Annotated in this window: 10 protein-coding genes and 1 riboswitch; of the genes, 2 read left to right on the forward strand and 8 right to left on the reverse strand. The window is 43.3% G+C overall.

The genetic code is table 11. From position 1 onward, the window contains the following. The first annotated feature begins 60 nt into the window (after positions 1-60). Entirely contained in the window at positions 61-318 is a 258-nt protein-coding gene (locus tag AC4PHM_RS05770; RefSeq protein WP_492019956.1) for an AbrB/MazE/SpoVT family DNA-binding domain-containing protein, read from the forward strand. A 712-nt stretch (positions 319-1,030) separates the two neighbouring features. Here the strand turns inward: AC4PHM_RS05770 and AC4PHM_RS05775 are convergent. From AC4PHM_RS05775 to AC4PHM_RS05800, 6 genes are all read right to left on the reverse strand, one after another. After that, positions 1,031-1,267, reverse strand: coding sequence for an S-layer homology domain-containing protein (locus AC4PHM_RS05775; RefSeq protein WP_492019957.1), 237 nt, complete (start codon positions 1,265-1,267; stop codon positions 1,031-1,033). A 545-nt stretch (positions 1,268-1,812) separates the two neighbouring features. Continuing rightward, a complete protein-coding gene (locus AC4PHM_RS05780) occupies positions 1,813-2,643 on the reverse strand; it encodes a tyrosine-protein phosphatase (RefSeq protein ID WP_492019958.1) in 831 nt (276 codons plus the stop codon). 127 nt (positions 2,644-2,770) lie between these two features. Next, positions 2,771-3,337: a hypothetical protein gene (locus AC4PHM_RS05785; protein ID WP_492019959.1), complete on the reverse strand. Its 567-nt coding sequence runs from the start codon at positions 3,335-3,337 to the stop codon at positions 2,771-2,773. Positions 3,338-3,520: 183 nt separating this feature from the next. Further along, on the reverse strand, positions 3,521-4,447 hold the full coding sequence (locus tag AC4PHM_RS05790) for an IS1634 family transposase (RefSeq protein WP_492019960.1): 927 nt from the start codon (positions 4,445-4,447) through the stop codon (positions 3,521-3,523). A gap of 374 nt (positions 4,448-4,821) precedes the next feature. Next, the gene (locus AC4PHM_RS05795; RefSeq protein WP_492019961.1) at positions 4,822-6,732 is read right to left on the reverse strand and encodes a polysaccharide biosynthesis protein; all 1,911 of its coding nucleotides are present in this window, start codon (positions 6,730-6,732) and stop codon (positions 4,822-4,824) included. Between the two features lie 194 nt (positions 6,733-6,926). Beyond that, positions 6,927-7,011, reverse strand: a riboswitch (cyclic di-GMP riboswitch). A 215-nt stretch (positions 7,012-7,226) separates the two neighbouring features. After that, positions 7,227-8,600: an S-layer homology domain-containing protein gene (locus AC4PHM_RS05800; protein WP_492019962.1), complete on the reverse strand. Its 1,374-nt coding sequence runs from the start codon at positions 8,598-8,600 to the stop codon at positions 7,227-7,229. A gap of 391 nt (positions 8,601-8,991) precedes the next feature. On the opposite strand from AC4PHM_RS05800, the gene AC4PHM_RS05805 reads away from it, so the two are divergent. Next, positions 8,992-10,218, forward strand: a complete 1,227-nt coding sequence (locus tag AC4PHM_RS05805; protein ID WP_492019963.1) for a YibE/F family protein — start codon at positions 8,992-8,994, stop codon at positions 10,216-10,218. 128 nt (positions 10,219-10,346) lie between these two features. On the opposite strand, the gene AC4PHM_RS05810 is transcribed toward AC4PHM_RS05805, so the two are convergent. Further along, positions 10,347-10,901 (reverse strand): hypothetical protein, encoded by a 555-nt coding sequence (locus tag AC4PHM_RS05810; RefSeq protein WP_492019964.1) that lies wholly within the window; start codon positions 10,899-10,901, stop codon positions 10,347-10,349. Further along, entirely contained in the window at positions 10,880-12,013 is a 1,134-nt protein-coding gene (locus AC4PHM_RS05815) for an AAA family ATPase (RefSeq protein WP_492019965.1), read from the reverse strand. The genes AC4PHM_RS05810 and AC4PHM_RS05815 overlap by 22 nt, the downstream gene beginning before the upstream one ends. Positions 12,014-12,080 lie beyond the last annotated feature (67 nt).

The following is a 12,080-nucleotide window of genomic DNA, read 5'->3' on the forward strand; positions in this document are numbered from 1 at the left end:
CCATTTTCCATTTACAGCCACCCAGTTTACTTGTATAATAAACTTATCAAATTCGAAAGGATGATCCTTATAAAATCGACAGGTATTGTTCGCAGACTTGATACACTCGGCCGTGTCGTACTGCCTATTGAAGTCAGGAGACAAAAGGACCTCGAAGAAAAGGATCCTATTGAAATTTTTGTCGACGGAGATTACATACTTTTAAGGAAGTATGAACCTCACTGTTTATTCTGTGAAGACAAATTAGGCACTATCTTTTTCAAGGGCAAACCACTTTGCCCCAACTGCATTGACTTTTTTAAACAAACAGATGTCTAATCTGCTTTTCATATTTTTGAAGCAATAATTTTTAACTTATTATGTATCCCTTAATGCCCAATATAATGTTAAAGCGGAACCGCCACAGCAGTTCCGCTTTTAATTTTGAACTTCTACAGTCAAAGGTTTCGACGTAATTCTGTAGAATCCAACCCACTTCGAAGCGGAAGCTCCAAAGGAGCTCACATCAAACCTTTCTTAAAGCCATTTGGCTGCCCTTTTCGAAATTGAAGCCCCCAGGGCTTTCACACTTTCTTCAAATCTTTCTATCCCTAATCCAATTTCAGCTAAACTCAACCATAACTTAATTCATAACACGTCTCTTGCAATTCACTTTATTTTCTTTAAAAATTCCCCGCCATCTGACCTGCCTCAACACGAGTAGCATTTGCCATTGGCATAAACGAACCATCCGGGTACTCACCAATCATCTTATTGAACCTTGCGGCCAGCACTCGATCTTTGGCATATTGACTAACAGCAGAAAGATCCTTAATCCTACTGGCACACTTTTAAAACTCGTAACAATCCTCTTCACCTAAGCCATTATAGTCATATTGGCCATATCCTGGCGAGTGTCTTGGCATTCGAATCAAACTTACCGCTGCCTACTCCACTTAAAAGACCATGGAGCACAGCTACATTACATTTTTAAAGTACCAGTCACTGCTATATACTTCATTAAAAGTAACCTTAACATCTACTTTAAGCTTTAGCGCTTGACGAGGATTATGGCGAAATCCAACATAGTAATAGTACCATTTGGTTCATATTCTGTCAAAGTTCTGCCAGAGACAATACCCTTCACTGAAAGCTCTTCAATAACAGCCTTTGACCAGTTGGTGGTCATATCTGTGAAGACAACATTTCTCTGAAGGACACCATAAGTACTGAGGTGAGGCGTCTGGAAGACGACGCGATTATTGACCACACGACTGCGGACATACACACATTCACTTATAGTCTCATTAAGATAGTACGCACCTACTGTATGTGAATTCGTTCTGCAAATTCCCACCGATAAAAAAACTATAGGTAGAATATTAGAAAGCTCTTCAAAGACAGCATTTTGATCATTGATCAATAAACCAATAGATCAATAGAAGTACCTACCGTCCCTTGTGCGCAGTTAAACATCTTATTACCAAAACCAATAACTGATTTAGATTTAAGTTCTACTACCAATGATAATCCAGCTCTGACCAAATCTATCACAGTAGCAGGGAGCGTCATTTCAACATCCCATGCGTAACCTTGATCCCAATATCATTTGACTTCACATAGACTACTGCTGCCATGCCCAGCTTCATAGAAGAATAATCAGCCCCTGTCAACTCTATCACCACAACAATATCCTTCTCAGACCCCAATAACCCGAAAAGTTAAGAACACACCAGCACCATCAGCTGATCCATCTTTAAGTTAAGAAAAATATCGCCTGCAGCATGTGGTATGATCGCTGCCACAAATGGGAACTTCCATGTTCTCCTGCCCTTAAAGTCTTTCAGAACGCCTCGTCTCCAGTCTCTTCCAAAGGATCGCCCCTAGATTGACCAGCACTGATCTGTCGCTGGTTTCAAATGTGGTCCAGGATTCGTCAAAGCCATTCTCAATGTCAATCCCCTTGACTGCCAGCGCTGCATTTTCACTGGTAATCTGAGCAAAGTAGGTGTGGTTGGTGATCTTTTTCAGCAGCGTCAGTTCCTCTTGTACCAGAGGCGAATACTTCTGATCACTATGTGCATCCGTGCCTATAAAATGGTACATATTGTACTTGAGCAGTTTAAGTGCCGTTCTTCCGCTAAGGGTGTTCGTGTACTTCAAGCTTCCAAGATTGAGCTGCAGATAGGTGCCACTTTCGATGATCTCAACTGCAAGATCAGGATTTTCCTGTATGGCCGCGCACCGCTCTGGATGGGCAATGATAATTTTGATCCCCAAGGCATTCATTTCAGCCAGCAAAGAAAATGTTTCCCTAAGCCATCCCGTCATAGGGAGTTCCAAAAGCAGATAGCGGTTGCCTATGAGGATGACCTCGCGACTCTTGACATGGGTGATCAGCTCCGGTGTCAGGTAAGCTTCGTGGGCCGGAATGATCTCCAGAGGCATGCCTTTGCCAAGCAGAAATTTGGAAATAGCTCTCGACGCTGCCTGTAAGTCCTCACGACGTCCAAAGGGCTCCCCGGCGACAAAGTGAGACGTGGCTATGACATGGGAAAATCCGGTTCTAAGGGACTGTCTGGCCATTTGATAAGCCATGTCATAACTTTTCGCGCCGTCATCTCCCGGTATCTTGGGCAAAAGATGTGAATGAAGATCGTACATGGCAGTTCTCCTTCGACGGATAGTTTGTATTCAGCTTACTTACGAAAAAACATTGCAATATTTAAATATAGCTCATATTCCGCTGAAATAGGTTTGATTATTAAGGATTTAATTTTTGGCTCTTAAATCATACTGCCCCTCGAATAAATAGGTCTTCAGGGATTCCTAAATACCTCATCACCGTCCTGACATTATCTCTCAAGGGTTTGTTATACCCTCGGTGAACCACTTTTCCAATGGTTACTGTTGAGGTAACCACAGAGTAAAAGATCCCATGAATCGCAACAAGAGAAGGCCTGGACATCTTGACATTACCAGGTCCGATGATCGTTTTCTTCTCTGATTCCAGTTCTCTTCGCACCACGTACTCAGCTACGCTTAATATCAGCATAAGGATCAGCATCAAATAGCCAATGGTTTCCACGCGCTTTGGCGAATCCACATAAAGCGCATTCACAAACTGTGGCGACTTCAAGAACTGAAACTTTCTCTCAACTGCACTTTGAGTCTTGTATTCTCGAAGAATTGCTTCAGCGCTCATAGACATTTCAGTGGACACAACAACAAAGATGCATTCTTTTGTGATTGCATTTTCAATGCTTTCAATATCCTTTTGAAGATCAATGACCAGATCAAAGGTAGTCTTTGCAACGTCACTTTCCGGCGTTTTGCTTGGTCTGCCTCGACGTTTCACTGTTATTTCATCCATCGAGATGTTGATACGGTGATATTTGATCTTTGAAAAATCCTGGTTCTGAAGCTTTTCAATCTCAAGCTGTGCATCTTCGCGGCATGCGAAGGAACGCTTCTCGATGCGCTTGATGAGTTTTTCTAGGGTATCCAGTTCCTTGGCGACACGTTTTTCAATGGTTTGGCGCTAGGTGCTTTCGAGATTTTCCGAATAGCACACCGCCATTTTGAGCGGCGTATCGTAATAAGTGCAACTGCTTTCAGCTATTCGGTAAACTGCTGGCTTTGTCGAGGTTGGGATTTCAATGCGCGCCATCGATTCCAGATTTGAGGCTGCATATTCAATCGCCGCTTTGGTTTCTTTGATTTGATCCGGCATTCTTGTGATGACTTTGACCTCAAGTCTTTGAGCTTTTTCAAGAAATTCTTTGGTGAACGCAGCACTGTCAGCGATGTAAAAGAACTCGTTTGCCGCCGACTCAAAGCGTTCTCTGAGCTCAGCTGCACGGTCCAGATTATCGATGTTGAAGCGCTTGTCATCCTGGTTACCCGACAACACTTGTCCATCGATACAGATGCCTTGGGTAGTTCCCATGGACAGCTTAATCTGCTTCTTATCAGGTCGATTCTGCTTTGAATAGCCGAAAGAAATGTCAACAACACCCTCGATACCTTCTGGTGTCTCGTACTGACCCCACATAACCTTTGAAGTTGTATCGAAGTTGACATTGCCAAGTTTGATCCCATAGCGTTTGAATGCCCTGACTGCGATCTCAGAAAGAATTGAGCTGCAGCCAGCGTTCTGCATCAGATCAAGGAATCCACCGAAGCGGTCATCATTGATTTTAGCGAGATCGACACGCATACCAAAAATGGCTTCAAGGTCCACATCTTCAAAGTAATCATGCATCCTGGAAAGCGGATGATGATCATCCGCAATATTGACCAGCATCATTTGGGCAAGAGTCCCATAAGGTATTTCAGGTGGCCGACCTGCTGGTTGAGTCAGCAACTGATTAAACACATCATTGACGCCTATTTGCTCGCATAGACCGGTGATTAATCCTGCTTTGCCATTACTGTATGATTTAATCTGATCAAATCGGATATCCATCAGAATCGCTCCTCGTAAAACCTTGATATTACTATTATTCGAGGTCGATTCGAAAAATCCTTTTTGTAAATATTGGAAACAGAAAATATTTTATTTGGAAATTTTAGTTAGGCGGAATATGAGATATAGTACCTTTGACCCAATATGTGTTATAAATCAACTAAGCCTCTTTGTCTTCATTCGGCCAAAGAGGTTTTATTGATCGTTTTCGACTAAATCTCTAGATGTCACCATGGAAATTGATAAATGCACGCATCTTTTTCGAACATTATATTTCTGCTGGGTTTAGCGGAGTAGGTCCTCAAGGCATTCCGTATGATATTGGATTTCAAATTCGTGTTCATGGAAGTTGATAGTCTCCAGATTTTCAGTATCTAAATCATTTTAACACTCCACTGACGTACATCCGGCATTGGCACTGTACATCCATTCTCCAAAAACGCTTTGTTGATCTGACGGTTGTCTCGCTGATAGGTCGTCACCATAGATGACAGCATCTCTATGAGCTGTTCCTGGTCCTCACCTTGTACCAACTCTCTCAAGATCTCAAGACGCTTCAGGAGAAACGGATATTCCACTTTATTGGGCTTGCCCACGAAGATTTTCTCGTGCCGCGTCTTACTTTCTACCGACTCTTCCGAGGTCAAAAGCTCTTCATAAAGCTTTTCTCCGGGTCTGAGTCCGGTAAACTTGATCTCAATATCCTTGTAAGGCTCCAGACCCGACAACCTGATCAAGTCTTCCGCCAAGTTAAGAATTCTCACCGGCTCTCCCATATCCAAAACAAACACATCTCCGCCCTTGGCAAGGCCGCCAGCCTGAAGCACTAGTCTCGAGGCTTCAGGAATGGTCATGAAGTAGCGAACCATGTCCTTGTGGGTCACCGTCACCGGTCCACCTTCTTGAATTTGTTTCTTGAAGAGCGGGATGACGCTGCCGTTGGAGCCCAGAACGTTGCCAAAGCGCACTGCGGTAAAGACAGTTTTATGAGATTCCACGGATTGGACGATCATCTCTGCAATCCGCTTACTGACGCCCATTACACTGGTTGGATTCACTGCCTTGTCCGTCGAGATCAAAACAAATCGTTCAGTCCCATAATTTATTGAGGCATCAACGAGTTTCAGCGTTCCAAAGACGTTGTTTTTTATAGCTTCACGGGGACTTCTCTCCATTAAAGGTACGTGCTTATGGGCAGCCGCATGAAAGACGACTTGTGGTCTTAAGTCATTAAATACTCTGAAAAGTTCTTTGCGATCTCTTACAGAGGTGATTACCATGTCCAGTTCAATGCCGCCCAGTCCTCTTGACCTCAGTTCGTTAGTCAGGTCATACACGGAATTTTCATTAATATCCAGGATGATCAGCTTCTTGGGTGCAAACCTCACTATCTGCCGGCAAAGTTCGGATCCTATAGATCCTCCCCCACCTGTGACAAGAACGGTTTTCCCTTCCAAATAGTCCTTGATCCCATCCATATTGAGGGTAATCTCATCTCTTCCCAGCAGGTCTTCAATTTCCACATCTCGGATTCTTTTAATGTCGACGTTATCAATCATCATTTCTTCCAGTGACGGCACAGTTTTGACTTTTGCTCCGGTTCTCTTGCACTCCTCCAAAATCTCTTTTCGATCCTGCATTGGAACTGTAGGGATAGCCAGAATAATTTCGTCAATCCTTTGACGTTTCGTCACACTTAAAATGTCATACCGGTTGCCCATGACTTTTATGTCGTTGACCAAAGTGCCTTCTTTTCGTGGATCGTCATCTATAAAAGCTTTAGGGTAACCAAACCGCTGCGGTTCTGACAGCAGGTGTCTCGCCATCATCCCTCCGGTGCGCCCCGCCCCTATGATCAGGATGTTTTTATAGCTTTGGCCAATAGTATAGGCACGATTCTTCAGTCTTCTTATAACTCTGTAGCTCAAACGGAATCCACCAATCAGAACAACATCAAAAAAGGAGATCAGTAGGAGACTTTTATAGCTGAACGCGCCTTCCAGGTAAACATCCATGAACGCCACCATCAAATGACTCAAAATGCCAAAAGAGGCAATTCTAATGAGTCCATCCACACTGGCATGCTCCCAGAGGCTGTCATAAAGCATAAGAAGCTTCATCATCAATAGTTTTAATCCGAGCATAAGGATGATAAAGGTCAACCCATTCTCAAGAAGAAAAAATAACCGCTCAAAATTCGCTTTCAGAATGATGGCAATGACAATGGACGCAAAGAGGAATGCTATATCCAGTAAAACAATTGAGAATTTTCGCGTCGATTTCATAGTCGATCCCCCTGGTTTTATTATGTAGAAATAACGATTTATGGCATCATTAGATACAACCATACGCCGTCATTTATTATACACGATTACAATTGTCGAATGTTAGGTTTTAATGTCGAATTAACATATTTTCAATATAAATACATAAATGATAATTTGCACAAAAAAACGACAGTCCATAGCTGCCGTTAATATGTTGCAACTGGCTGACTTTTCCGATTGGAGGAAGCCCCTCTAGCTTTGTGTCCCATGGTTTCCCACGGTTTACCAAATGTGTTAGTAACCTATATAATTACAAGTTTATATCGCCATTAACAACTATAGCATATCTTCAGAAAATTTGTAGGTCGAATAATGTCGAACCTATAAAAATGTTGAGAAAATATGGTGAAATGTTAGGAAAACGTATTATGTTATCCTTTTCTCCGTATTTTTATGAATAATAATGCGCCAGCAGAAGCCGTATCCGACTGTCTGACTGGCGCCTTCTTTATTTAATACACAAACGGCTGCACATCAAAGGACATGGACCTCAAATAATGCGTTACGCCTTCAGCATTCACCGGATCATAGTAATCTATGTAAGCTCCAATGGTATAGAACTCACATACCCTGAACTCAAATGGATCCTCCCCCGGTTCAAAGACCGGTGTAATCCAAGCCAAGAAATGATCGCTGTCCGCACTGATTTCTGTCATGGTAATGACACTTTCGAAGTAATCGTAGGAGAACATCAGCACTTCAGCCGTCTCAACGACGTTTGGATCTGTGTTGAGATCCGGATCTATCAGATAAAGCTCAATGGGAACGTAAGCATAGTGCGTTTTGCCCTCCGGCAGGAGCATAAGGATTTCTGCGGTGTGAGTTGGTTTTACTTCCGGTACCTCAGACTGAGGGTCTTCGGTTTGCGGCTCTTCAGGCTGCGGATCTAAGGGTTGTGGATTTTCGGGCTGAGGATCCGTTGGCTGCGGGTCTTCCGGTTGTAGGACCGGATCCGGCTGAGGCGCTTCAATCACTGGCTCAACAGGTTCTGCAGGCTCTTCTGGCGTTTCGGCTGGTTCTGTATCCGCCGGAGGCTCAGAGACAACCGGAGGCTCTGTAGTGACGGGAGGTTCGGGTTCAGGGGTTGGATCTGGCACCGGCTGAGGTTGAGGTTGTGGTTCAGGCTGTGGTTCCGGTGCCGGTGTTGGCTCAGGATTTGGTGTGGGATCAGGCTCCGTCCCATCGGCTATTGGCGTCTCGACTACCGGCTCTGTAACCACCGGCTCACCCAGCGGAACCGGTTTTGGCACTATGGCCGTCAATCCTTCTCTCATCCACTGCAGCTGAGACTTTGCCACCAGACAAATGGCCTCAGCATGGGTGAGCCACTGACGGCTTTTGAAGGATCCATCCGGGAAGCCTTTAAAGATCCCCTTTTGAGTCATCCCCAGGACAGACTCCAGAGCCCACTGTGGAATATCCGGCTGATCCGTATAAAGCTGCTGCTCCAGGATTCTTTCAGCTTTCATCAGATGATGAAGGTAGAAGGCGCCTTCCATTCTTGTGACATTGAGTGTTGCTGTGACTTCGGAGCTTTCACTGATTCCGCTTGGAATTTCAAAGGCTTCAAGGCCCTCAAAGCTGTTCTGAATGAGGATTTCAAAAGCCCCTCGGGTCATAGGCGCGTCCAGCAGACCAAGTGACTCGAATTCGTCAATCAGAGGATACCATTCTTCCGTAATGCCAGGTGACTGCCTGACCCAGTGCGTCGGCGGGTCGGTTATTGCGGCTAAACTTGTAATCATAGAAGCGCTTCCAAAAATCATGATAATACTTAACAGCATAGACAATAGATTTCTCACTTTGCTCTGACGGCTTGCCTTCATGTAGTGCCACTCCTTCTGCGATGATTGCTAAAGTGGTTGTCGATTACATTACTGTGTGCCCGTCTCAATTGTCATTTGAAGCGCTTTGTTTATCCGACCGGTGCTCGATTGACGCTGGATCACCTCCCTGGATCCGAAGTCGCAGTCGTTGACATAAAACTGGGATTAATTTCCTTCCCCAAAGGATTGTACCTAAAAATGTACATTGTGTAAAGAAGTTTTTAGGGATTTACTATTAATTAATCCTTATATTTACATAACATTTAATGGAAATTATTAAGAGATTTCATAAGGGCTTCCAAGTCCCTTAAGAAGCGGTAACAATGTGACGCCCGCCTTGTGTCTGAAGGGGGTCTAATGGTAAACTATAGGCATTGTGAGGTGGCAGTTTATGCGAAGGAACTTAAAATTTAAAAGTTATAGAACTACTGGAATCATACTGTTGTTGGCGCTAATGCTGACCATTCCCTTTGGAATGAGCGGCGTTTGGGCGGACAGCGTTAGTGATGAGGGCGTGGTGTCTGACACAGGGACCATCGGCGAAATCTCTGAAGAAGTGCAGTTAGAGGAAGACATGGCGGAAGTGCCTGAGGTGGATGAGGACTATATTACGCACTCGGAAAAAGCCCGGGTGCTGTCTGTGGTGGAGCGGACCCCTGATCCAGAGGAGCAAATTACGCTGGAGCAGACGGTGCAGCTGGAGATCCTGACGGGGAAATTCAAGGGTCAGATTACGGAGACCATCAATGTCCTCAGCGGCAACTCGATTTATGAGCTGCCGGTGTCAGAGGGCGACAAGGTCATGGTACACATCGAGGAGTACCCGGATTCGGGGGATTTTGTGGTGTATGTCTCGGACTATGTGCGGGATACCTACATTTACTGGCTGGCCGGATTCTTTCTGCTGTGTGTGCTGGCCATTGGGCGGATGCAGGGGCTGAAAACCATTGTGACGCTGGTGATCACCATGACCCTGGTTTACAAGGTGCTGCTGCCGGCGCTGCTGGCGGGGTACAGCCCTATTTTGATTACAGTGCTGATTGCGGTGGTCATCAATATTGTGACTTACCTGGTGATCAGCGGGTTTCAGCGCAAGAGCTACGCGGCCATTATAGGGGCGTCCCTGGGGGTTATTATTGCAGGGGTTCTGGCCTATACGGTGGGCTCCATGGTGCGGCTGACCGGACTGTCCGGAGAGGAAGCCGGGATGCTGCTGTACATCCCTCAAGGAACAGTATTCAACTTTAAAGAGCTTATGTTTTCCGGGATTTTGCTGGGCGCCCTTGGGGCAGTTATGGACGTGGCCATGTCGATATCCTCAGCCATTGACGAGGTGCACAGGGCGAATCCTCTTCTGAAAAGTAAGGCGCTATTCGCAGCGGGCATGACCGTGGGCAAGGACATCATGGGAACTATGAGCAATACGCTGATCCTGGCTTATACGGGCAGCTCTATTCCCCTGCTGCTGATTTTTATGGCTTATGACACGCCGCTGGCGCGGATCATCAATCTGGATTTGATTGCCACGGAGATTGTCCGGTCCTTGGCAGGAACGATTGGGCTGGTGCTCACGATACCAATCACAGCGGTGATTGCGGTGGGGATGAAGGGGAAGTAGATATAAAATCAAAGCGCCCCACACCCTTCAGCTGGAGTACGCTGAAGGAGTGTGAGGCGCTTGGTTTTTGATGCCCAGAGAAATACGTTTTCGCAGACATACAGTTATGTGGCGTAAACATGCATGCTTTATACGTCCTTATTTAGGAGGTCACTCAAACTAAGCTCTTTATAATTGGTTAGACTTTTATAAGTTTTTATAGCGTCCAAAATTTGTTCTACATTTTCAAACTCACAAATAAAGCGGCCAATAGACTTAATATTCTTAATTCCGTATTCAGCTTGGCAAAATTCACTTGGCTTGTTTTTTGACTTATGCTTTCTTGAATAACGTCCGTAATCTCCTTTTTTGATAACGATCAGAATTTCAATTTCTGGTCTTGTGATAATATTAAAGACTTTATCTTTATAGCGATCTTCATAGACAGCATCTAATTTAAACTTCTCATTCTTTGAGTCGACAATTCTAATTATAATGACAGGTTTTTCAAAGTATAAACTCAAGAACTCATCTTGAATCTTCTTAACAGCTCTTGTACGGGTGATTTTCTCAAAAAGCAGATCCTGTCTTTTGAATATCAGAAGGTCGTTCTCAAGCAAATAGTTTATTAAGTCCTCTTCTGCCCTTCCCTCGCATATACAAAGTACATAATGCTGTCCACTTATGAATTCACCAATTTGCATAATAGCTCCTTCACATCTTTAATGAGTTCATAGCTTGGAGACGTGCCGTCGATATAATTCGACAACAGAATTTCACTTTTTTTAATATCATTTCTATTTACTAATTCCGAATATTTGATGACTTTACTGACGAAGTCCTGATCTCTTACAAGTACGTAAATATTGTCTTTTCTATCAATCACATCGATGATCTCAGAATAGTGCGTCGAGAAAATGAGAGTAGCTCCGACTCTATTGATCTCCTCGTCTGTAAAAAGACCAATCAGAATCTGGACAAGTTTTTTTTGTATATGATTCTCAATTTCATCAATGATTAAATAACCACCGGTTTTCATGACTAATGCAATTGTAAAAAAAAGGTTGCTTCCTTTTATTGTGCCGGAGGACAAATAATTTTCAGTTTCAAAAATGTTAGTTGTATACTTTTTATCTTTATTCTTAAATTTGATCTCACATTCTTCATTGTTTGATTTGATAAATTCAATGCTGTTGTCAAACAAATTGACAAAGGGCATGATGTCATTCCCTCTATTATGGTAAATATTGATATTCGTCGCGCTGATGGTATCTCTATATATGACATCATTTCGAGTAAAGATCGATACTATACTGTCTTGAGGTTTTAAAAAGCTATTTTTGCTATTTGTTACATCACTTCTTCTTAAAAGGATTTTCTCAAATTCATTAACGCTCTCCTTATTTCTTACTTCCGATTTAACTTTTGAATAGACAATTTCATCTTTGAAATAGTACTTATTGTCCTGCAATTGGTCCTGTATTCCTATAGTGGAGATCAATCGATAAAAAATACTTTCATTATAAAAGTCAACTTTCATGATCGTTCCATCTTTTATAACACCGTTAATAGGGCTAATGTCATCAAGCCCTGCGTTATGAATTACAATTTTAAAAGCCAGTCTTAGAAGTTTTAATAGTGAGGTTTTGCCTGAAGCATTTGGACCTGTTACGGCCACTACATTCTGTGAGTAAATTGACTTATATATTTTGGCAACTTGACTGGATTCAGTCACTCTATCCGTGGCAGTTAAATCGAACGTAAAACCTTTTTCAAAGATTCCAATGTTTTCAAATTCAATTTTAAGCAGCTTCATAGCCTCACCTCCAATTTAATTATATCATTCGAATTGCTGTTGTAAACATATAATCTGTTTATATTTG

It is taken from the genome of Acidaminobacter sp. QWL-03 (assembly GCF_058683855.1).